At 68.4% G+C, this 22,769-nt stretch carries 16 protein-coding genes; 5 read left to right on the top strand and 11 right to left on the bottom strand.

Annotated features, from left to right (window positions below):
• Positions 1 to 6: 6 nt before the first annotated feature.
• Entirely contained in the window at positions 7 to 2,121 is a 2,115-nt protein-coding gene (locus tag BM133_RS16770; RefSeq protein WP_093435856.1) for a transketolase family protein, read from the bottom strand.
• A gap of 146 nt (positions 2,122 to 2,267) precedes the next feature.
• On the opposite strand from BM133_RS16770, the gene BM133_RS16765 reads away from it, so the two are divergent.
• From BM133_RS16765 to BM133_RS16755, 3 genes are read left to right on the top strand one after another with little or no spacing between them, the layout of a single operon-like run.
• On the top strand, positions 2,268 to 2,648 hold the full coding sequence (locus BM133_RS16765; protein ID WP_093435853.1) for an S-adenosylmethionine decarboxylase family protein: 381 nt from the start codon (positions 2,268 to 2,270) through the stop codon (positions 2,646 to 2,648).
• A gap of 23 nt (positions 2,649 to 2,671) precedes the next feature.
• Positions 2,672 to 3,385 (top strand): nucleotidyltransferase family protein, encoded by a 714-nt coding sequence (locus tag BM133_RS16760; RefSeq protein WP_093435850.1) that lies wholly within the window; start codon positions 2,672 to 2,674, stop codon positions 3,383 to 3,385.
• Positions 3,382 to 4,779 (top strand): aminopeptidase P N-terminal domain-containing protein, encoded by a 1,398-nt coding sequence (locus tag BM133_RS16755; protein WP_093435847.1) that lies wholly within the window; start codon positions 3,382 to 3,384, stop codon positions 4,777 to 4,779. The genes BM133_RS16760 and BM133_RS16755 overlap by 4 nt, the downstream gene beginning before the upstream one ends.
• Here the strand turns inward: BM133_RS16755 and BM133_RS16750 are convergent.
• Complete coding sequence (locus tag BM133_RS16750; RefSeq protein ID WP_093435844.1) at positions 4,721 to 5,695, bottom strand: LysR family transcriptional regulator; 975 nt, start codon at positions 5,693 to 5,695, stop codon at positions 4,721 to 4,723. The genes BM133_RS16755 and BM133_RS16750 overlap by 59 nt on opposite strands.
• 129 nt (positions 5,696 to 5,824) lie before the next feature.
• Between BM133_RS16750 and BM133_RS16745 the strand changes: the two genes are divergently transcribed.
• Together BM133_RS16745 and BM133_RS35170 are read left to right on the top strand one after the other, a co-directional pair.
• Positions 5,825 to 6,892: an aldo/keto reductase gene (locus tag BM133_RS16745; RefSeq protein WP_093435842.1), complete on the top strand. Its 1,068-nt coding sequence runs from the start codon at positions 5,825 to 5,827 to the stop codon at positions 6,890 to 6,892.
• Positions 6,889 to 7,056 carry a hypothetical protein gene (locus tag BM133_RS35170; protein ID WP_177224859.1) on the top strand — a complete coding sequence of 56 codons (168 nt, stop codon included), beginning with the start codon at positions 6,889 to 6,891 and terminating at the stop codon, positions 7,054 to 7,056. The genes BM133_RS16745 and BM133_RS35170 overlap by 4 nt, the downstream gene beginning before the upstream one ends.
• A 195-nt stretch (positions 7,057 to 7,251) precedes the next feature.
• Here BM133_RS35170 and BM133_RS16740 read toward each other — a convergent pair whose 3' ends face one another.
• The 9 genes from BM133_RS16740 to BM133_RS16700 all read right to left on the bottom strand — a co-directional run bounded on the left by BM133_RS16740 (position 7,252) and on the right by BM133_RS16700 (position 22,752).
• Positions 7,252 to 8,604, bottom strand: a complete 1,353-nt coding sequence (locus tag BM133_RS16740) for an esterase-like activity of phytase family protein (protein WP_093435839.1) — start codon at positions 8,602 to 8,604, stop codon at positions 7,252 to 7,254.
• Between the two features lie 172 nt (positions 8,605 to 8,776).
• Positions 8,777 to 11,086 carry a penicillin-binding protein 1C gene (gene pbpC, locus BM133_RS16735; protein ID WP_371286341.1) on the bottom strand — a complete coding sequence of 770 codons (2,310 nt, stop codon included), beginning with the start codon at positions 11,084 to 11,086 and terminating at the stop codon, positions 8,777 to 8,779.
• Between the two features lie 33 nt (positions 11,087 to 11,119).
• On the bottom strand, positions 11,120 to 17,131 hold the full coding sequence (locus BM133_RS16730; RefSeq protein WP_093435837.1) for an alpha-2-macroglobulin: 6,012 nt from the start codon (positions 17,129 to 17,131) through the stop codon (positions 11,120 to 11,122).
• Between the two features lie 120 nt (positions 17,132 to 17,251).
• On the bottom strand, positions 17,252 to 17,728 hold the full coding sequence (locus tag BM133_RS16725) for a DUF2269 family protein (RefSeq protein WP_093435834.1): 477 nt from the start codon (positions 17,726 to 17,728) through the stop codon (positions 17,252 to 17,254).
• Positions 17,725 to 18,102 (bottom strand): DoxX-like family protein, encoded by a 378-nt coding sequence (locus BM133_RS16720; protein WP_093435831.1) that lies wholly within the window; start codon positions 18,100 to 18,102, stop codon positions 17,725 to 17,727. The genes BM133_RS16725 and BM133_RS16720 overlap by 4 nt, the downstream gene beginning before the upstream one ends.
• The gene (locus BM133_RS16715) at positions 18,099 to 19,217 is read right to left on the bottom strand and encodes a saccharopine dehydrogenase family protein (RefSeq protein WP_093435828.1); all 1,119 of its coding nucleotides are present in this window, start codon (positions 19,215 to 19,217) and stop codon (positions 18,099 to 18,101) included. Before BM133_RS16715 ends, BM133_RS16720 begins: the two co-directional genes overlap by 4 nt.
• A complete protein-coding gene (locus tag BM133_RS16710; RefSeq protein WP_093435825.1) occupies positions 19,214 to 20,845 on the bottom strand; it encodes an FAD-dependent oxidoreductase in 1,632 nt (543 codons plus the stop codon). Before BM133_RS16710 ends, BM133_RS16715 begins: the two co-directional genes overlap by 4 nt.
• A gap of 10 nt (positions 20,846 to 20,855) precedes the next feature.
• The gene (locus BM133_RS16705) at positions 20,856 to 22,406 is read right to left on the bottom strand and encodes a polyamine aminopropyltransferase (RefSeq protein ID WP_093435822.1); all 1,551 of its coding nucleotides are present in this window, start codon (positions 22,404 to 22,406) and stop codon (positions 20,856 to 20,858) included.
• A 127-nt stretch (positions 22,407 to 22,533) separates the two neighbouring features.
• The gene (locus BM133_RS16700) at positions 22,534 to 22,752 is read right to left on the bottom strand and encodes a DUF350 domain-containing protein (protein WP_013544332.1); all 219 of its coding nucleotides are present in this window, start codon (positions 22,750 to 22,752) and stop codon (positions 22,534 to 22,536) included.
• Positions 22,753 to 22,769 lie beyond the last annotated feature (17 nt).

Genomic DNA, 22,769 nt, shown 5'->3' with positions numbered 1-22,769 from the left:
AGACGATCAGTCCCGCAGCGCCGCTTCCACGGTGGCGGCAACGTTTTCCGCCGTGAACCCGAAATACTTGAACAGCTCCGGCGCCGGTGCCGATTCGCCGTAGGTGTCGATGCCCACGACGGCCGCGCAGCCGTACTTCCACCAGCCGCCGGTGCAGCCCATCTCCACGGCGATGCGCGGAATCTTCTTGGGCAGCACGGCCTTCTTGTAGGCGACGTCCTGGCGATCGAAGGTGGTGGTCGAGGGCATCGACACCACGCGCACCGCGATCTTCTTTTCGGCCAGGAGCTTCTGGGCGGCCAGCGCGAGCGGCACTTCGGAGCCAGTGGCGATGATGACCGCCGCGGTCTTCTTGCTCTTGAGGCCCACGGTTTCCGGCTCGGACAGCACGTAGGCACCACGGCTGATGTCGCCCAGTTCCTTCTTCGGTGCGTAGGCGATGTTCTGGCGGCTCAGCAGCAGCGCGGTCGGGCGCGACTGGTTCTGCAGCGCCACGGCCCAGGCCACCGCCGTTTCGGCCGTGTCGCCCGGACGCCAGACGTCCAGGTTCGGAATCAGGCGCAGCGACGCGGCGTGCTCGATCGACTGGTGGGTCGGGCCGTCTTCGCCCAGGCCGATGGAGTCGTGCGTGAACACGTGGATCACGCGGCGCTTCATCAGCGCGGCCATGCGGATGGCGTTGCGGCTGTAGTCGCTGAAGGTGAGGAAGGTGCCGCCGTAGGGGATGTAGCCGCCATGCAGCGCCACGCCGTTCATGATGGCCGCCATGCCGAACTCGCGCACGCCGTAGTTGATGTGGCGGCCGATGGTGCCGTGCGGCACTTCGGCGGGGGCTTCGGGCTTGGCTTCGTCTTCGGCGCCCTGCTTGGCTTCCACCGCCGGCACGTTCATGACCACGGCGCCCGTCTTCGGGTCGAAGCGCAGGGCCGCAGTGCTCTTGGTGTTGGTGAGGTTGGAGCCGGTCAGGTCGGCGCTGCCGCCGAGCATTTCGGGCAGCGCGGCCGTGAAGGCTTCCAGCGCGAGCTGGCTGGCCTTGCGGCTGGCGACGGTCTCGCCCTTGGTGTGGGCGGCCACCACGGTGTCGAACGCGACCTGGTGGAAGTTCTTGGGCAGCTCGCCCTTCATGCGGCGGGTGAACTCGGCGGCCAGTTCGGGGAAGGCGGCGGCGTAGGCGGCGAACTTGTCGTTCCAGGCGGCTTCGATCTTCGCGCCTTCGGCCTTGTGGTCCCAGTCGGCGTACACCTCGGCCGGGATTTCGAAGGGCGGGTAGTGCCAGTCGATCGCGTCGCGGGTGAGCTTGATTTCTTCGGCGCCCAGCGCCTCGCCGTGCGCCTTGGCGGTGCCGGCGCGGTTCGGGCTGCCCTTGCCGATGACGGTCTTGCAGTTGATGAGCGTGGGCTTGTCGGTCGACTGCTTGGCCTTGGCGATGGCCTTCGAGACCGCCTTGGCGTCGTTGCCGTCGATCGGACCGATCACGTGCCAGCCATAGGCGTGGAAGCGTTCGGCGACGTTGTCGATGTACCAGGGCTTGACCTGGCCGTCGATGCTGATGCCGTTGTCGTCGTACAGCGCGATCAGCTTGTTGAGCTTCCAGGCGCCGGCGAGCGCGCTGGCTTCGTGGCTGATGCCTTCCATCATGCAACCGTCGCCGAGGAAGGCGTAGGTGTGGTGGTCGACGATGTCGTGGTTCACCTTGCCGACCTGGCGGTTGAACTCGGCGGCGAGCAGCTTTTCAGCCAGCGCGAAGCCGACCGCGTTGGTGATGCCCTGGCCCAGCGGGCCGGTGGTGGTTTCCACGCCGGGGGTCACGTCGATCTCGGGGTGGCCGGCGGTCTTGCTGTGCAGCTGGCGGAAGTGCTTGAGCTCTTCCATCGGCAGGTTGTAGCCCGTGAGGTGCAGCACCGAGTACAGCAGCATCGAGGCGTGGCCGTTGGAGAGCACGAAGCGGTCGCGGTCGAACCAGTGCGGGTTGGCCGGGTTGTAGCGCAGGTGCTCGCCCCACAGTGCGACGGCCATGTCGGCCATGCCCATCGGTGCACCGGGATGCCCGGAATTTGCTTGTTGGACGGCATCCATAGCCAGAGCGCGGATTGCGTTGGCCATCAGGGCGTGGTTTGCCATGTGCGGTGGACTTTCGGAGGGAAAAGGAAAGGGTTGGGGTCGGGAGAACCCGCGATTTTACCGGGCGAGCCCCAACCGCCCCCGATACGGCCTGAACACCCTGCTGATGTTCTTGTGCGGCGGGCTGGCTGCTAGAGTTGCCACCCATGCACGGGCTGCACCTCACCGCCGATCTCCACGACTGCCGATGCGGTCTCCAATGGCTCACCGACGGGCCCGCCCTGGGCGCCGTCTGCATCAAGGCAGTGTCGGCCGCGGGGCTGCAGGCGGTGGGCAAGCTGATCCATGCCTTTCCCGCCACGTCCGAAGGGCCGGGCGGCGTGACGGCCACGGTGCTGCTGGCCGAATCGCACCTGTGCATCCACACCTGGCCCGAGCAGCGCGGCGTGACGCTCGATGTGTACGTCTGCAATTTCGGCGGCGACCATTCGGCCAAGGCGCATGCGCTGATGGAATGCCTGGTCTCGCTGTTCCAGCCCTCCCACAGCGAACGCAACGAGCTGCAGCGCGGCCGAATCGCGGCGTGAGCACCCCGGCTTCCGTGCGGGCGATGATCCTGGCCGCAGGCCGCGGCGAACGCATGCGGCCGCTGACCGATGCGACGCCCAAGCCCCTGCTCGAAGTGCGCGGCAAGCCGCTCATGCAATGGCCGATGGAGGCGCTGGCCGACGGCGGCTTCACCGAACTGGTCGTCAATACGGACTGGCTGGGCGCGAAGATTTCGGCCCGGTTCGGCGCAAGCCCCTTGCTGGACGCGCACGGCGCGCTATCAATTTCATATTCCGACGAGGGCCGCGACTTCGGTGGCGCCCTCGAAACGGCAGGCGGCATCGTGCGCGCACTGCCGCTGCTGGGCGAAGTTTTCTGGGTCGCGGCCGGCGATGTGTTCGCGCCCGATTTCCGCTTCGCGCAAGCCTCGGTCGACCGCTTCCTGGCCGGCGGCAAGCTGGCGCACCTGTGGCTGGTGCCGAACCCGGCGCACAACCCGAAGGGCGATTTCGGCCTGTCCGCCGAGGGGCTCGCGCTGAACCAGGCCGCCGAGAAGCACACCTTCTCGACCATCGGCCTCTACCGCGCCGCCCTGTTCGCGCCGCCGTACTGCAGCATCCCGCCCGGCAACCCTGCCGGCGTCAAGGCCCCATTGGCCCCGATCCTGCGGGCCGCGATGGACAATGAACTCGTGAGCGCCGAGCTCTACACCGGCCCCTGGACCGATGTGGGAACCCCCGAACGGCTTGCCCAACTGAACACCACGCCAAGATGACCTCAGCAGACACCACCACGATCTACGCCGAGCGCCGCGCGCGCCTCGCCTCGCACCTCGGCAAGGACGGCATCGCCATCATCCCGACCGCGCCCGAGCGCCCGCGCAACCGCGACACCGATTTCCTGTACCGGCACGACAGCTACTTCTATTACCTGACCGGCTTCACCGAACCGAACGCCTGGCTGGTGCTGGCCGGCGACGGCCGCGCCACGCTGTTCTGCGCACCGAAAGACCTGGAGCGCGAGATCTGGGACGGCTACCGCCTGGGCCCCGAAGCGGCGCCCGCCGCGCTCGGCGTCGACGAGGCCTTCTCGGTCACCGACCTCGACGCCAAGCTGCCCAAGCTGCTGGAGAACCGCTCGACCGTGTGGTTTCCGTTCGCCATCCACAAGGGCCTGGAGACCCGCATCGACGGCTGGCTGCAGTCGGTGCGCGCCCGCGTGCGCTACGGCGCGCTGTGCCCCGAAGAGCAGCGCGACCTGTGCGGCCCGCTCGACGAGATGCGCCTCGTCAAGGACGCGCACGAGCAGGACATCATGCGCCGCGCCGCGCAGATCAGCGCCCGCGCCCACGTGCGCGCGATGCAGCTTTCATCTCGCATGCTGCGCGAGGGCAAGGACGTGCGCGAGTACCACCTGGACGCCGAGCTGCTGCACGAGTTCCGCTTCGGCGGCTCGCAGTATCCGGCGTACTACTCCATCGTCGCGGCCGGCGCCAACGCCTGCGTGCTGCACTACCGCGCCGACGCGGCGCCGCTGCGCTCAGGCGAACTGGTGCTGATCGACGCGGGCTGCGAGCTGGACGGCTACGCGAGCGACATCACCCGCACCTTCCCGGCCGACGGCAAGTTCACCGGACCGCAGCGCGCGCTGTACGACCTGGTGCTCGCGAGCCAGGACGCATCGGCCGCGGCCACCAAGGCCGGCAACCGCTTCACCGACCCGCACGACGCCGCGGTGCGGGTGCTGGCGCAGGGCATGCTCGACTTCGGGCTGCTGGACGCCAACAAGGTGGGCAGCCTCGACGACGTGATCGACTCGCGCGCCTACTTCCAGTTCTACATGCACCGCACCGGCCACTGGCTGGGCATGGACGTGCACGACTGCGGCAGCTACGTGGAGCCCACGCAGGTCGGCGAAGTGAGCGAACGAAAAGATCCGCTGTCCAACGAGGTCATCAAGAACCGGCCGAGCCGCATCCTGCATCCCGGCATGGTGCTGACGCTGGAGCCCGGCATCTACGTGCGGCCCGCCGACGGCGTGCCAGAGCAGTTCCACAACATCGGCATCCGCATCGAGGACGACGCGATCGTCACGGCCACCGGCTGCGAACTCATTTCGCGCGGCGTGCCGGTGAAGGCGGACGAGATCGAGGCGCTGATGCGGGCCTGACCGCCCGCTGCGACACCGGCGGCGGCGCGTGCCGCGCCTGCAGGAAGTCGATGAACACCCGCAGCTTGCGCGGCATCTGCGCGCGGCTCGGGTGGTAGAGGTAGAAGCCCGGAAAGGTCGGCCACCACGGCTGGAGCAGCGGCACGAGGCGGCCGCTTTCGAAGTCGGCGCGCACCGATTCCTCGAACGCCACCATGATGCCCGCGCCGTTGCGCGCGGCCGCCAGCAGCACGTCGCTGTCGTTGCTGACCAGCGGGCCGGCCACCTCTACATCGAGCACGCGGCCGTCCTGCGCGTATTCCCAGCGGTAGAGCCCGCCCGTGGTCAGGCGGTAGTTCAGGCAGTGGTGCGCGCGCAGGTCCTCGGGCGTCTGGGGCGGCGTGCGGCCCTGGAGGTAGCGCGGCGATGCGAAGGTCACCATGCGCAGCGGCCCGCCCACGGGCACGGCCACCACGTCCTGCGCCAGGCTTTCGCCGAGCCGGATGCCGGCGTCGAAGCCGCCTTCCACCAGGTCGACCATGCGGTTGTCGCAGACCAGCTCGAGCGTGATGTCGGGGTAGGCCTGCGCGAAATCGCCGAAATGCGGAAAGAGCAGCAGCTCGGCCGACACCCGCGCCGCGTTCAGGCGCAGCAGGCCGGCGGTCTTGTCGCGCGCCTCGTCGATGCCCTCGACCGCCTGCGCCAGGGCATCGAGCCCCGGCCGCGCGCCCGCGAGGAATTGCTGGCCCAGCTCGGTGACGCCGACGCGCCGCGTGGTGCGGTCGAGCAGGCGCACGCCCAGGCGCTGTTCGAGCGTGCGCACGGTCTGCGACAGGGCGGAGGGCGACACGCCCAGTTCTTCCGCGGCGCGCGTGAAGCTGGCGTGGTGGGCCACCCGTGCAAAGGCGGCAATGGCCGGAAGGAGTTCAGGCGACATGCGCTCATTATGAAGACCAGCTTCACAAAGCATCAAGCCGAACGGGCTTTTTCCGAATCAATGCCGGAACTACCTTCGAGGCCATGGCGATGCAGCCGCACCGCCGCCCCCCTCGAAAGGACATTCACCATGAAGCTGGACAACTACCTCACCCTCGGCCGCTCGGGCCTGCGCGTCAGCCCCATGTCGCTGGGCACCATGACCTTCGGCCAGGAGTGGGGCTGGGGCGCCGATGCCAGCGAGTCGCGCCGCATGTTCGACGCGTACGTGGAACGCGGCGGCAACTTCATCGACACCGCCAACTTCTATACCAACGGCAGCTCGGAGCGCATGCTGGGCCAGTTCATCGCCCAGAAGCGCGAGTCGGTGGTGCTGGCCACCAAGTACTCGCTCAACATGCAGCCGGGCAACCCCAACGCCGGCGGCAACCACCGCCGCAACATGGTCCGCTCGGTCGAGGCGAGCCTGAAGCGCCTGGGCACCGACTACATCGACCTGCTGTACCTGCACATCTGGGACAACCTCACGCCCTTCGAGGAAGTGATGCGCGCCTTCGACGACCTCGTGCGCTCGGGCAAGGTGCTGTATGCCGGCATCTCCGACACACCGGCCTGGCAGGTCGCGCGCATGCAGACGCTGGCCGATCTGCGCGGCTGGGCGCCGCTGGTGGCGCTGCAGATCGAGTACAGCCTGATCGAGCGCACCGTGGAGCGCGAGCTGCTGCCGATGGCACACGAACTCGGCCTGGGCGTGATGGCGTGGTCGCCGCTCGGCAGCGGTGTGCTGACCGGCAAGTACACGCGCGCCGACCTCGACCACGCGAACAACCCCGGCGCCGGCGTGACGGGTTCGCGCAAGGACGTGGCGGCCGGCAACGGCGCGCTGCAGCCCCGCTCGCTTGACATCGCGGATGTGGTGGCGCAGATCGCGAAGGAACAGGACCGCTCACCGGCGCAGGTCGCGCTGGCCTGGCTGCTGCATCGCAACGCGCCGACGGTGATGCCGATCATCGGCGCGCGCACCTTCGCGCAGTTCGAGGACAACCTGGGCGCGCTGGATGTGGCGCTCGACGGCGATGCGATGCAGCGCCTCGATGCGGTCAGCGCGATCAAGCTCGGCTTTCCGCACGACTTCATGGCGCTGCCGATGACGCAGGGCGTGCTGTCGGGCGGCTCCTCGGTGCGGCGGCCGGCATGAAGCTGCTGCGGCTCAAGGTCGTGGTGATCGGCGGGGGCGGCATGCTCGGCCGCGCGCGAAGTCACGCGGCTCTACGCGCTCTGGCCGTGGAAGGCGCGATGAGCGGACAGGCGCTGCGCATCACGCCGCCGATGCGGCAAGCAGCAGGCAGAGCAGTGCAATAACCGCAGCAGCGGACGCGATCCGGTGAAAGCGGTGCGGCGCGCATCCCAGCAATCCCACGGTCGCCAGCGCGGGTGCCGTGAGCGCGCCCAGCCAGAGCACCCAGCCGATACGAGACCGCGCAGGCGCACCACGCACTGGAGAGCCAGCGCACATCCGGCAAGGTGGTGCTGGTGCCCTGACCGCTTTTGCTTTTTTTACTTCGCCTGCAGCAACGCGCCCACTTCGAGCAGCACCAGCTCGTTGTCGTCCGCCTTGTTCGGCTCGCGGCTGCTCGAGAAGGGCAGGTTGTTGTCGTTGCCGACCACGATGTGCGTCGCATCGACCACGTCGACGTTCTCGATCGTGAAGAACGGGAACTTGAGCACGCCGTCGTTCAGCGGCTTGCGCGCGAGCTTGTCTGGATCGGCGATGTTCAGCAGGTCGATGTAGCCGATCTTGCGCGCCGGGCCGCCCGCGTTCGCATCGCCCAGCTCGACCTTGTAGACGCGCTTGAACTTCGCGATGTCGTGAAAGCAGTCGGTGCGCTTCTGGCCTTCGGGGCAGGCCTTGTCGTTCGTGCCTTCGCCGTTGTCGCGCTCGATGACGAGGCCCGTGGTGCCGTCGATCATGTTGAAGTCGCCGATGGCGTTGCCGTTGGCTTCGAGCACGTACTTCCAGTGGCGGCCCGTCCATTTTTCGGTGGCCACGTCGAACTCCAGCACGCGCAGCGCTTCCTTGCCGTCGACGCGTTCGTAGTCCTTGGCCTCGGCGTTCCACACCGGGCCTTCGAGCAGCGCGTAGAGCTTGCTGCCGTCCTTGGACGAGGCCATGCCCTCGAAGCCCTTGGAGCGCTTGACCTGGAAATCGACCGCGCCGCCGGGAACGCCCGGCGTGGTGACCGCGGGGTGATCGGGCGAGCGCACGACCTTGCCGTCGACCTGCGTGTCGAACACCGCGAGCACCTTGCCCTTGAGGTCGGCCTTGATCAGGAAGGGACCGAACTCTTCGCCGATCCAGAGCGCGCCGCCGGCGAACTGGAAGCTCTCGGGATCGAAATCGGAGCCCGTCAGGTAGCGCTGCTTCGTGCCTTCGTGGACGATGCGAAACGGCACCTTCTTTTCCGGGTCGTGCAGGAAGATCGTGTTCAGGCGGTTGAACTTGCCGCTCTTGAAATCCACCTTGTAGTGGTTCAGGTAGAGCATGAAGTCGGGCGAGTTGGCCTTGGCGCCGGCACCGTTGTCGGTGAGGATCCAGAACGTGCCGTCGTCCATCTTCTTGATGCCCGAGTGGCCCTGCAGCGGCTGGCCCTTGAAGGGCACCGAGACCCCGGTGCCACGGCCACCCGAGAGACCTTCCACCGTACCCAGCGCCTCGACGCGCTTGCCCGAGGTGAACTTGCCGCTGGCCTGCAGGTCGGCGGGCGCATCCTTGGGCGCGGCGACGAAGCTTTGCGCGGGCAGCACGGCGTGGCCGGCGAGCGTGGCGGGAAAGGCGGTCTGTGCGGCCGCGCTGCCGCAGGCGAGCGCGGTGGCAAGGGCGACGAAGGAGAGGGAGGCAAGACGCGTCATGAGCAAGAAGAAAGGTTTCAGTCGAAACGCGAGACCATGCCGATTTCGCGTGACGCCGCCATGACATCCGTTCGTTGCGGGCGCCGCTGGGCCTCCCAAGGCGCCCGCGCCTCATCTCGGGGGTGGTGAATCACACGAAGCGCAGCGCAGTGAAAAGCCGGGGGCTCGCAAGCTACGGTGCGATGTCCACCGTGACCTCGCGCGACTCCGCGCGGCCCTGGTCATCGATTGCGCGCAGCACGTAGCGCCGGCCTGAATCGGCCATGTCGGGCATCCAGGTGATGCCTTCGCCGGGCGCGGCCTTGCCGATCAGCGCGTCGTCCGCGAACCAATAGATCGCCTGCGTTCCTGCGGCCGCTTCGGCGCGCAGCACCAGCGGCTCCGGCTTCTTCACGCGCAGCGTGTGCCGCACGCCGCGCAAGGGCGAGGTGATGAGCGGCGCCGTTTCCGAGGCCTCGCCCTTCTCGCAGCCATCGGCCGGCAGGCTCGCGCGCGGCAGGCCGGCCTGGCGGAACAGCCGCCGCATGTCGCTGCCCCATTGCTCGACCACCTGCTGCCGCGCATTGGGCTGCGGCCCGCACACCACCTTGCCGGTCGTCTCGTCGACCCACACGGCGCGGTGCAGGTTGCTCACCTGGATCGGCGACTTGCCGGCGATGAACCAGGTCGTGGCACGCACCGGGCACAGCCCATCGGGCAGCCCGCCCGTCGCTGCGCAGACTTCGATCTGGCGAAGGTCGGGCGGCTGACGCGTCGCGATCTCGCCAGGGTCCAGCCGCTCGGCGCGCAGTGCATCGACCATGCGCAGGAAGAGCGGCGCGGCCGCATCCACGCCCACGAGCGCGGGGTTGCTGGTGCCGTCGAAATTGCCGACCCACACCACGAGCACATGGCGGCCGAACACGCCCGCGGTCCATGCATCGCGAAAGCCCCAGGAGGTGCCCGTCTTCCACGCGATGGCGGGGCGTGCGGGCAACGTGGTGTCGGGGCGCGGCGTGTGGCGCAGCATGTCGAGCGTGATGAACGAGGCCTCCTCGCTCAACAGGCGCAGCGGCTGCGCCGGGCGCTCGTCGGGCGTGGGTTGCGTGTAGCGCAGCGGCTGCGAGATGCCGCCATTCGCCAGCGTGGCGTAGAGACCCGCAAGCTCCTCGGGCGTGACCTCGCCACCGCCCAGCACCAGCGCCAGGCCGTAGTGCGATTCGCTCTGCAGCTTCTGCACGCCCGCGAGCCGCATGAAGTCGTAGAGCCCGGGTTTCGAGAGCTTCGCTGCGACGGCCACCGCCGGAATGTTGCGGCTGCGGATCAACGCCTCCTGCGCGGACAACGGGCCGGCGAAGCGGTGGTCGAAGTTCTCGGGCGTGTAGGGGCCGAAGGAAGTCGGCGCATCTTTCAGCATCGTCTTCGGATGCAGCAGCCCCTGGTCGAGCGCGAGTGCATAGATGAAGGGCTTGAGCGTGGACCCCGGCGAGCGCTTGGCCTGCGTGCCGTTGACCTGCCCCGCGATCGCGTCGTTGTGCCAGTCGGCCGAGCCGATGAGCGCCCGCACCCGCATGGTCGAGGCGTCGAGCAGCAGCGCGCTCGCGTTGGCCATGCCGACGTCGGCGTGCGTGCGCAGGTACTGGCCCATCACGCGTTCGAGCGTGGCCTGCATGCGCAGGTCGAGCGTGGTACGGATCTCTTGCACGCCACGCTCCTGCGCGAGCAGCATGTCGGTGGCGTGCGGCGCGAGAAAGGGAAGGCTCCCGCGCGACTGGGCGGAGAGCGCAAGCTGCGCATCGGGCGCGTGCTGCTTCGCGGTCGGATCGCGCTCGGCCCACAGCGCCCACAGCCGTTCGCGCGCCGACTGCAGCTCGGCATTGCGGCCGCGCTCGGCGATGCGCTTGACGGGGTTCTGCGGAATCACCGCGAGCGTCAGCGCCTCGGGCAGGCTGAGCTTGGCGGCGTCCTTGCGGAAGTAGATGAGGCTGGCGGCCTGCACGCCTTCGATGTTGCCGCCGTAGGGCGCGGTGTTGAGGTACGCCTCGAGGATCTCGCGCTTGCCGAAGCGCGCCTCCAGCCAGAGCGCCGCGCCGATCTGCGCGACCTTGCCCATGGCCGTGCGGCTGTCGATGCCGTAGATGCGCCGTGTAAGCTGCATCGTGAGCGTCGAGCCGCCTTGCCTGCGCTCGCCACTGGCGATGCGCCAGGCGCTGCGCGCCAGCGCGGCGGGGTTGACGCCGGGGTGCGCGTAGAAGCGGCGGTCTTCGTAGAGCAGCACGGCATCGACCAGCGTCGGGGAGATGCGGTCGAGCGGCACCCAGAGGCGGTATTGCTCGTCGCCCGCGAGCGTGAGGCGCAAGAGCTCGCCGCCCTGGGCATACACGGCGCGCGAGCTGCCGACGGTTTCGCTGAGCGGGGCGTGCGGCCAGAGGCGCAGCAGCGCCAGCAGGAAGGCGGCCGCCAGCGCCCACAGCGCGGGCTTGCGGAGCCTTTCCAACTTCACGCTCAAGCGCATGGCGGCCTCGCTGCGCCTGCGTCAGTTGGCGACGACCTGGAAGCGCGCACCGGCCGAGCGCGAATACACGCGCCGGTCGTACATCGCCTCGCCATACGCGGCCGGCACCACGAAGTCGCCCACGTTGGTAGCGCGCGCCTTGTAGGTCACTTCGAGCAGGTCCTTGTTGACGGCGCCGTAGAACACCACGCGGTCTTCGCGGATGTCTGCGTACTGCACCTTCCAGGAGCCACCGCCGCCCAGGCGCTTCTTCCAGATCGGCGCATCGGCATTGGCGTCATCGTCGTCGCCCACGGCCTGCAGCACCGGCTCCAGCCCGCCGGGCAACAGGTCGACCAGCGCCACGTCGTTGAGCTGCGCGCGCTCCAGGCTGCGCACGCGCACCCGCACCGTGACCTCTTCGCCGAGCCTGGCCTTGGTGATCGGGTTGCCCTTGGCATCGAGCACCTCGTGGAAGATTTCCAGGCCCTGGTTCACCGGCGTGGCGGGCACGTTGCGCTCGAAGCCCTGCTCGGCCCAGCTGTAGTACAGGTTGAAGTCGCTGTCGTTCGACAGCTTCAGCCTGGCGGTGCCGATGGGAACCGGCGCGCGCGTGATCGGGTTCACCGAGCCCAGCGCGAGCGCCGCGGCCTGCCCTTGCGCGTTGACCGTCTGCGCCGTGAGCTTGCCCTCGACGTTCTGCGCCACGGCTTCGAAGTAGGCATCGACCGCCAGCAGCATCGAGGCCGACGACAGGCTGTTGTACCAGCCGTCGCGCACCATCGCGCCCATGCCTTCCCACACCTCGGGCTTGAGCGTCTTCAGGCGCGAGGGGAAGTGGCGGCCCACCAGGTGCAGCGTCATGCTGTCGTGCACCAGCGGGTCGTAGTAGGCGCCCCACACGTTGCGGCGCTGCTTCTTCTCGGTGCGTGCGAGCAGGTCGGACCACACGGGGTTGAGCAGCTCGTTGGCCACCTGCTCCTGCTTCACGAGCTGGTAGCTCGCGGCCAGGTACACGGCGCCGAGGTCGTCGCTCCAGCCCTGCGTCTGCTTGCTGCGCCAGGCTTCGCGCAGGTTGGCCAGAGCGGCCGGCGCGATGATGCCCTGGCGTGTCAGCAGGTAGGCGGCCTGCGTGCGCTGGCGCCAGCCGTCCAGCGAGGTGTCGCCGCTGCCGAGCCAGCCCTGCAGGTAGGTGTTGGCCTTCTGCAGCAGGTCCTGCGGCACGGGCAGCTTGTGGTCCTTGGCTTCGATCAGCAGGTGCACCGCGTACAGCGTGGCGAAGGGACTGGCGTCGGCACCGGGCCACAACGCGAAACCGCCATCGGCCGTCTGCCGTGCGCGCAGCTGCACGAGGTAGCGCTCGAAGGTCTTGCGCGCGTCGGGCAACGGGCCTTGCTCGGCCGTGCGGCCGCGCGCCATTTCCTTGATCAGCTCGGGGCGCCCGGCCAGCAGCACGGCCGGGAAGGTCTGGCTGGTGATCTGCTCGGTGCAGCCGTGCGGATAGACCTCCAGGTACTGCATGAGCCCGGTCGCGAAGGCCCACGGCGCGGCAGACACCGCCACTTCGCTCTTGCGGAAGTTCGGATACAGGTCGGCCTTGCTGCTCAACTCGCCCGCGCGCTGGAAGCTGCCCGCCTGCACCAGCGTGACGAAGGGCGATGCGGGCCGCACGCTCACCTCGGTCGACAGGCGCGCGCTGAAGGTCTTGTGCGTCGAGGTGAACACCAGCGCCGAGGAACCCAGCACCGCCTGCTCGCCCGGCTTGGCGCGCACGTTGAACCTGGTGCTCGCTTCGCCGCGCTCGTTGACCTTGAGCGTCTGCGTGGCATCGCCCACCACTTCGAGTCCGCCTGAAGCGGTGAGCGTGAGCGCAATGGGCACTTCCTTGCCCGAACCCGCGATGTTGTTCGCAAGGCCCACGCCCACTTCGACGGTGTCGCCGGGCGCCATTGCGAGCGGCGCGTTCGGCAGGATCACCATGTCGCCGCGCACCACGGTGCGGGTGCTCTTGGCGGCGGTGGTCTCGTCGTTCACCGCGACGGCCATCACGCGAAGGCTGCCGTTGAAGCTCTCGGGCACGGTGTAGCTGAACTCGCGGCTGCCGTTCACATCGACCAGCCCCGACCAGTAAGCCACCGGCTTGTCGCGCTTGCGCTTGAACGGGTTCAGGTGCTTGCCCAGTTCGCCTTCGCCGTCACCACCGGGTGCGGCGCCCTGCATGAGCTTCTTGAACTCGGGCAGGATCAGGTCGAGCGTCTGCAAGGTGCCCACTTCGAGCGCGCGCTTCTGGAAGAAGTGCTTGAGCGGGTCGGGCGTCTTGTAACGCGCCACCTGCAGGATGCCTTCGTCCACCGCGAACAGCACGGCGCGCGTGGGCTTGTCGCTGGTGAGCTTCATCTTCACCGTCTGGCCGGGCTTCACGAGTTCGCTGCTGGTGAGCTGCAGGTTCGCGGTGCGCTTGGCCAGGCTGGTGGCGAAGGGAATGACGCCGTACGACAGCGGGCTCATGTAGACCTCGTCCGAGGCCGGGTCGCGCACGAAGTGCACGTTGATGTAGCCGGTGCCCTCGAAGTCCTTGGGCAGCGTGATCTTCTGCACCGAGGCGGTCTTGTCAGTCTTGAACCATGCGTGGGCGTAGACCTTGTCGCGCTCGATGGTGATGAGGCCCGCGCCCACATACGGCGCGCGGATGCTCACCTCGATCTCCTGGCCCGGCTCGTAGTCCTTGCGGTCCAGCGTGAGCTGCAGCTCGGCGTTGCGGTCCAGCGAGCGCGAGACGTTCGCGTTGCCCGCCACGCTGTACTCGACGCGGTTCAACTCCAGCCCGCCGGCATTGCGCACCACGTAGGCAAAGTTGCCCGGCGTGGACGTGTTCAGCGCGATGGTGTTGCCGGCCGCGACGATGGCCAGCGGCTTCTCGTCGATCACGATTTCCTTCTTGCGCGACTCGTAGCGGTAGAGGCCGCTGTCCTGCTTCACGAGCACCGACAGCACCTTGCGCTCCACGCGCTCGATCTTCAGGTCGGCCACGGCCGTCTTCCTGGCCTGCGGGTCGATCGCGATCACGGTGGCGTTGCGCGCGGCGCCCTTGCTCACGTAGCTGGTGTCGCCATCGACCTTCACGCCCACGAGGTAGGGCATGTCGCTCACCAGCGTCTGGGCCTCGGCCGAGACGCTGCGCCCGCCCTCGGGCTCGAAGGCCTTGGCGAGCACGTGCACCTGGTAGGTGGCGGCATCGAAGCGCGAGAGGCGCAGGTCGAACTCGGCCTTGCCTTCGGCGCTGGTCTGCGTGCTGCCCAGGTCGTCGACCTGCTTTTCGGCGGCGCGCTGCGGATCGAAGAAGGCGTAGTCGGCAAACGCGCGGAACACCGGGAAGGCCGGGCTCAGCGTGAGCGTGCCTTCGACCTTGCGGTCGGGCGCGGGCGTGCCGAAGAGGTTCTGCACATCGATGAGTGCCTTCAGGTCCTTCGGCTTGACCCAGCCTTCGGCGACTTCGCTGCTGAGCTTGGCGACGACCTTGGTGCGGTCGGGCAGGAACTCCTGCACCTTCACCGTGGTGCTGCCGATCAGGAGGCCCTGCACCTCGGGGTTGCCCGGCGACGATTCGCGCGGCAGGTAGAGATTGACGGTGTAGTTGCCGGTGGGCGAGCTGTCCTGCGTGGTGTGCGCGATTTCCGCCGCGCCGCCGGGGCCGAGCTTGAGCTTTTCGCGGCGCACGCTGAGGCCGCGCGCATCGATGATCTCGGCTTCCAGCGGCAGGTCGCGCAGCGACGTGGCCCAGTTGCCGGCCTTGACCATCATCGCGATGTGCATGGTGTCGCCCGGGCGGTAGATGCCGCGGTCGCTGAACACGTAGGCGGTCATCTGGTTCGGCACGCCGGCCGCGCGCAGGCCGCCGACGTCGAAGCGAGAGATGTCCAGCGTGCGGTCGCTGCGGTTGAAGGGCAGGAAGCTCAGGTCGCCGTCCTTGCGCACCACCAGCACCACGGGTGCTTTCTCCCGCTGGTAGCCGGCGAGGTTGGGCAGCTTGGCGGCGCCCGTGGCGTCGGTGGATTGCGACGCCACGATCATGCCGTTGCGGCCCCACACCTCGACCAAAGCGCCAGCGACCGGCTGGCCGTTGGCGATGCTCTGCACGAACACGTCGCGCGTGCCGTCGAGCGATTTCTTCGCGACGATGCCAAGGTCTGTGACCAACACCAGGCGCTGGTCTTTCTGGTCTTCGGGGTTGCCGCTTTCGGGATTGCCTTCGCCCTCGTACTGCTGTTGCTCTTCCTGCTGTTCTTCTTCGGGCTGCGCCTGGGTGGCATCGCCTTCGGGCTTCTTCCTGGCCTTGGGATCGAAGCCCTGCACCTTGAGCAGGAACACGCCGCGGCGGTCGGCCACGTCGCTGCGCAGGTACTCGGCGAAGTCGACGGTTTCGTAGTGCGCCTTGCCGGCGGGAATGCTGAGCGGAATTTCCTTCTGGAAGCGATCGACGAGGTTGTCCGACTGCAGGCCGCTGTTGAACTGCGGATGCGCGAAGTCGCCGTTGGTCTGCGTGACAAGGTGCTGCAGCTGCTGCGGCAGGAGGCGGCCGATTTCCAGGCGGATGCCGGGCAGGTCGCGCACCAGGATCGGCAGCTTGCGTTCACCGGAGAGCGCGAGCAGCGAGCCCTGGCTCATGATGGTGAGCTCCGGCGCGAAGGTCTTGAGCAAACGCACATCCTGCCGCGCGGCGCCGAGCTGGTAGCCGCCCGGCGTCTTCAGGCCCTTGGCCACGCGCACCAGCAGGTAGCGGCCGCCCTCGGCCTGCGGCAGGCGGAAGCTGACCATCTCGGTCACCTCGCGCTCGCTGGCGATGGGCTGCAGGCTGATCTTCTTCGCGCGGCGCAGCACGGCGTCGGTGACCTTCGACGGATCGGCGGACCAGTCGAACTTTTCTTCCGGGTCGCCCTTGGCTTCTTCCGTGGCGGGCAAGAGCCAGGCCTGCACCACGCGCGCCATTTCGCGCTCGTGCACCGGCATCGAGGCGGTGACGTGCATCACGTGCTCAGGCTCGCCGTTCTCGCCGGTGACGATGGTGGGGTCGACGCTGGAGATGTCCAGGCTGAAGAGGCCGGGAATGTCGACTGCGCGCGAGATGTCGTTGCGCTGGCCAGGGCCGCCCTTCTGTGCGACCGCGCCGGCCGCAAGGCTCAGCACGACGGGGCGGGTCTTCTCGGGAATGGGCAGCGGCTCGGACTGGAGCGTGGCGGTGAGGCGCAGCTTGTCGTAGCTGACGGTGAACTTCTCGCTCGCGCACTTGCCCACGCTGAAGATCGAGGTGCCGCAAGCCTGGTCATAGGTCAGCACCAGTCGCTTTTCGAATTCGGCGGTGTTGACCGGGTGCGAGAAGCGCACCTGGAAAAGTGCACGCCGCACGTTGGCCTGCACGGGGTCTTGATAGAACTCCGCGCCCGCGATGCGCGCGCTGAATTCGGGCGAGGCGAACTCGTACTTGCGCTGCTCGATCTCGATGTGCGGCGCGAGCGCATCCTTCGAGAGCTGCACCTTGTAGGGCTGGCCGACCGGCCAATCCTGCGCGGGAAGGAATTCGAGCTTCTTCTGGCTGCTCCACGACCAGCGTCCGGCAATGGCGGGCTCGATGGTGACGCCGGTCGCCTCCTGGCCGATGCGCGCGATCGGCGCGACCGAGGCGGAGAAGTTGATGACGACCGGGTTCGGTCCCTTGTCGTTCTCGATCTGCGTGCGCGGCGGCGGCACGATCTGCGCGGTGGAAACGACAGGCTCGACGCGATCGGGCGTGAGGCCGTGCCACCACTTCAGCACATGCGGGCTGGCGAACCAGCCGGCCAGCACCAGCAACGCCAGCACGACCAGCCAGGCCAGCCGTTGCTGCAGCCACTGCAGCCCGAAAAGAAGAAAAGCGCCCACGATGCGCAGCCACCCTGGGGGTCGCCAGGAACCGATGAGTCCGCGTGCCAGCGGACGCAGAAAACCGAGCGCACGGCCCAGTCCGGTGAAGAGCACGTCGCTGAGCGACGCGAGTTTTCGATTGGCGATTTGAAGCATGGAAGCTCCCCCGGTGTTTTTGTTGGCGCCTGGCAGTCTCCCGACTGCCTGTGAAGCAATGGCGCTGTGTGTGAAGTCTGCGTGAAAACCGCACAGGCCCGCGCACCGGCCCGTCTCGAATCAAAGCGAAAGCGCGGGCTTGTTCACCATGAGCCAGAAGACGGCGGCCATGGCCACGAAAGCCGGGTAGCCGAGCAGTTCCCAATAGCGTTGGTAGCGCGCGTACAGCGGCGGCAGCGGCATGGCGTCGCGATGTGCTTGCCCGGCCATCGCGGCCATGCGGATCTGCAGCCACACCACCGGCAGCCAGCAGATCCCCGCGAACAGGAAGAGGCCCAGCGATACCGCGAGCCACGGCGTCGAGAGCGGCCAGCCCGCCATGTGCGCCAGCGCGAAACCGGTGGCTGGCTGCAGGATGACCGTGGGCGTGGTGAACCACCAGTCCGCGCGCACCACCAGCCGGCTCACCACCGCCTGCGCCGGCACGCTGCCGCTGCGGTTGGCAAAGAACATGTAGAAGGCCGAGCCCAGCCCCGTGCCGACCATCAGCACGCTGGAGACGATGTGCAGCCACTTGAGGACGAGGTAGGTGTTCATGGCTTGGTGCGCCGGTACAGGTGCCAGAGCAGTGCGGCGATGGGCAGGTTCTTGAGCAGCGGGCCCAGCGGATGCAGCCACAGGGCGGGCTGAAGAAAGGTCGCCGCCGCGGTCATGAGCAGCATCAGGCCGAGGGCCGCGAGATAGCTGGTGCGACCGGGCCGCCACCAGAGCGCCAGGCCGATGGCGAGGTCGGCCGCCGCGCCACCGAGGATCAGCAATTGCACCAGCCACGGCGGCGATGCGATGCCGGCATCGGCCAGCACCTGGCGGCTCTGCCCGTTCAGTTCGACGAGGCTGGCAAAGGCCGTGAACAGCCAGACCGCCACGAGGCTCAGGCGCAGCAGGCGATCGTCGTCGGCCGGCTGGGTCATGGGGTGGGCGAGGTCTCGTCGATCAGGTCGGTCACCATGCCCCAGCGCGCGAACTCGGGCTCGAATTCCGGCAGCGTGAGCAGCCCGGCGCAGGCGTGCGCGCCGACGGGAAGCGCATCGCCGCGCGCGAGCCGGCGTGCCAGCAGGATCGCGGCCATGCAGGGAATCTCGGGGCCATGGTTGTCGTCGGCGGCGATGTGCCAGGCGTGGCGCGCGACCGCGCCCTGCGCATCGATGCCTTCGCCCCGCACCACCATGCCGCCCAGCGCAGTGCCGAGCACATCGAACACGCCACCCGCCGAATGCAGCAGCGGCGCCAGCTTCCGCGGCGCGCGCAGCAGGCCCACGCGATGCATGAACGCCATGAAGGCGAAGGCTTGCTGCGCGATACCGACTTCGAGCGCCGCGCGGAACATGACTGACTGCACGCCCGCATAGCGCGACGGAAAAAGTTCGAGATCGGGGATGTCGCACAAGGCACCCCGGCGTGGCCGCATGCGCGCGAACTGCACCTTCACGGGATTCGCCCAGCCGGGCTGCTCGATCCACTGACCGTCCTGCCAGACGCGGATCGGCTCACCGCAGTAAGCGAGCACGCCCGCGAGCGTCGCCTCGCCGCGCGGCGCGCCTTGCGCAGGCGCGATGCAGATGTCGATGCTGCGGATGCCTTGCCAGCCGGCCGCGAGATGGTCGACCACCGCCGACGAGAGCGCCGGCACGGTGCTGGCGCCTGCAACGGCAGTTCGCCCCGCATCGCGGAAGGCGGCGTCCATCGCGGCGGGAAAGTCGCAGACGAAGCGGCGCCCATCGGCCAGGTCGATGTAGTGCGCGCCGGCGGCGGCCACGGCCTGCGGCACGCGGTAGTCCTGGTTCTGGAACGGGCCGGCGGTGTGGATGACGAGCTCGACGCCCAGGTACCCCAGGCCCTGCGCGAGATCGGGCGCCTCCGCATCGACGCGAATGCCGCGCGCATTGCCGCCCAGCGATTGCGCAAACGCCGTCGCACGCTCCAGGTCGCGCCCGCCGACCAGCAACTCGATGCCGGCATCCGCCGCCAGCGCACGACAGATGCGCGCGCCGAAATTGCCGTAGCCGCCGAGCACCAGCGTCTTCATGCCAGGCTCGCGCCCGCGACGTGGCCGCGCGTGAACGCTTCCTCGAAGATCGAATAGCCCGACCAGTCGGCGTGCGCGAACGACAGGCGCCCCGCGATGACGCTGCCGCGGTGCGCATCGTCCGGCGCGGTGCGTTGCGAGCCGATCTCGGCCAGCAGCCCGGGCCGGGGGATCGACATGGCGTGGCCGTAGCGCGTGATCTCGATGCGCGTGGCGAGCGAAGGCAGGTCCGGGTGCGGCACCGACAGCTCGGCGAGCAGGTCGTCGCGCCAGCCGGTCCACGGGCGCTCCAGCAGCAGCTTGCGGCCGTCGGCGGTGTCGTAGCTGCTCGGGCCCAGCGGGCGGTACCAGCTCAGCACGGTGCCGCGTGGCGTGGGGTCCAGCGTCTGGTGGCGCGCATCGACATAGCCGAGGCCGCGCGTGCCGTAGATGACGTTGTCCCAGCTGGGCGCGGCGCCGACGCGGTCGGCCAGCGGGCCGCGCAGGTGCACGTTGGCCACCAGCCACGGCGCGTAGCGCACGTGCGCGGCGGCGTGCTTCAGCACCTCGGGCGCGTTCTCGACCACGCGCGCGGCGATGAACACCGGCAACGCGACGATGCAACGCTCGGCCTGCCAGCGCACCAGCGATTTCGACGCGGTATCCCACGCATCGACCTCGACGCCGCCGCGCAACTCGGCGATGCGCGTGACGACCTGGCCCGTGCGCAGGCGCTCGCCGAGCGGCGCGGCCAGTTGCTTCGTGAGCCAGCCGTTGCCTTCGGGCCAGGTGAGCACGCCGTCGCGCTCAGGGTTCGCATCGTTGGCGCTGCCGCTCGGATCGCCGGGCGCATGGAAGCCGTGCCGGCTCGCGAAGTAGTGGATGCCGGCCCAGGCCGAGACCTGTTCGATGCCCGCGCCGTAGTCGTCGCGGCAGCAGTAATCGAGGTACCAGCGCAGCTGCACGTCGCTGAAGCCTTCGCTGTCGAGCCAGCGCGAGAAGGCGATGGCATCGAGCGCCAGCAGTTCGGGCGTGACCGCGACCTTGAGCGTCGGAATGGCGAAGTGCGCCGCGTGCTGCAGTGCGTCGATGCGCTGCGCGAACTTGCGGTACTGCGCCATCGTGTCGACGCCCACGCCGTGCACGGGCAACAGGCCGTCCTGCCACTCGCCGTGGAAGAACAAACGCTCCTGCGGGCTGTGGCAGAGGGTGCGCTCGTCGTATTCCCAGCGGCCCGCGACGCGCTGGCGCAGGCCCAGTTCTTCGAGCAAATCCTGCACCTCGCGTGCATCGTCGCCGGGCACCGGCAGGTAGTGGGCACCCAGCGGGCAGGCAATGCCGTTGACCATGCCGCCGCGCGCGTTGCCGCCGGCGGTGTCTTCGAGTTCGAGCAGGGTGAAGTCCTCGATGCCCGCGAGCCGCAGCGCACGCGCGGCCGCAAGGCCCGCGACACCGCCGCCGGCGATCACCACGCGCGTGCGTTTCACGGTCGCGGGCGCCTGGCTCTTGAGCGTGCCGTCGCGCATCGCATGGCCGCGCGCGACGTCGATGCCGGTGAAGCCGCCTTCGATGGGCGGCGGCACCTCGCACCCGGCCAGCGCCAGGGCGCCCGCCGCGCCCGCTACGCCGAGGAAATCGCGCCGCTGCATGGTGTCGAAGCTAGTGCGCCATGACCTTGCCCCACTCTTGCTCGTAAGTGGTGACCAAGGTTTGATTCGACAGGCGGTTCACCTCGGCCGGCACGCGCGCCATGTCGAGCGGAAAGTCGAACATCAGGGGCAGCGTCGACGGCGAGAGGAATCGCAGCCCCGAGGGCAGCGCATCGGGCATCCGATAGGGCCGGCGGCTCGCGATGATGTAGCCCCATTCGCCGAAGCTCGGCACATGTGCGTGATACGGCGTCGCGCGCAGGCCCACCGACTCGATGGTGGTCGCCACGGTCCAGTAGCTCTTGCGCGCCACCAGCGGCGAGGTGGTCTGGATCACCGCGTAGCCACTGGCCGACAGGCGCTTCTCGAGCAGCGAATAGAAGCTGTTGGTGTAGAGCTTGCCGATCGCGAAGTTGGTCGGATCGGGAAAATCAACCACGATCACGTCGAACATGTCGCCCGGCTGCTGCAGCCACTGGAAGGCATCGGTGTTGACGATCTTCACCTTGGGCGACGACAGCGAATGCGCGTTGAGCGCGGCCAGCGTCTCGTGCTCGGTGAAGAGCTTCGTCATGTTCGGATCGAGCTCCACGAGCGTGACCGATTCGACCGAGGGGTACTTCAGGATCTCGCGCACCGCCATGCCGTCGCCGCCGCCGAGCACGGCGACCTTTTTCGGCGCGCCCTGCGCGGCCATCACCGGATGCACGAGCGCCTCGTGGTAGCGGTACTCGTCGCGCTCGGCGAACTGCAGGTTGCCGTTCAGGAAGAGGCGGTGCCCGAGCTGCCCGCGCGTGACCACGATGCGCTGGTAAGGCGAGGTGGCACTGAACACGATGCGGTCCTGATAGAACTTGTCTTCGGCCAGCGTGGTGATGTGGTCGGCCCAGACGAAAGCGGCCAGCAGCGCGGCCAGTGCGAGAAAGCACGCCACCGCATGCGCGCCGATGCGCCGCAGCTCATGGCGGAACAGCCACAGCGCCCACACCGCCACCGCCGCGTTCATGAAGCCGAACAAGAGGCCGGTGCGGATCATGCCCAGCTGCGGCACGAGGATCAGCGGAAACGCCACCGACACCGCGAGCGCGCCCAGGTAGTCGAAGGTCAGCACCTGCGACACCAGGTTCTTGAGCACGATGTTGCGCTTGAGGATGCGCATGACCAGCGGGATCTCGAGCCCGACCAGCGTGCCGACGACCATCACGAGACCGTAGAGCAAGAGCCGGAAGGCGCTCGGCACATAGGCGTTGGCAAGGAACAGGATCGCCGGCAGCGCGCCGCCGATCAGCGCCACCAGCAGCTCGATGCGAAGGAAGTGCGCCGGCAGCTGGCGGTCGAAATAGCGCGAGAGCCAGGAGCCCACGCCCATCGCGAACAGGTAGGTGCCGATGATGGTGCTGAACTGCAGCACCGAATCGCCGAGCAGGTAGGAGCTGAGCGCCGCCGCGCTCAGTTCGTAGACAAGCCCGCAGGCTGCGACCACGAACACGCTGGCGAGCAGGGCGATCTCGACGGGCTGCGGCCCTTTGGCCGGCAGCGCCGGACTGGCTGGAGCGTTCATGGATCAGGCGGTCGCCGCCGGGCCGCCAGCGCGGCAACGTCCGCGCTTTGCCCGGACGGGCGAGCCGCGCCTCCCCCTCGGGGGCTGGCGAATGACGCGTAGCGAAGCGAAGTGCAAAACCGGGGGGCTAATGAATCGCTGCGGCGACGATGATGCAGATGCCCAGGCTCATCGCGGCCACGACCAGGCCGAGCGCCACGTTCTGCTTCTCGACGATCTCGCCCCACAGGTCATAGGGCGTGATCTTGTCGATGATGAGAAAGCACAGCCAGAAGATGATCACGCCGATCAGCGCATACACGAGCGATCCGAGGACCACGCCCGGTTTCAGCCATTCAAATCCCATGGGGACCTCCAGTCGTA

It is taken from the genome of Variovorax sp. 770b2, assembly GCF_900115685.1.
Classification (GTDB): Bacteria; Pseudomonadota; Gammaproteobacteria; order Burkholderiales; family Burkholderiaceae_C; genus Variovorax.
This window is presented reverse-complemented; position numbering and strand designations above follow the sequence as displayed.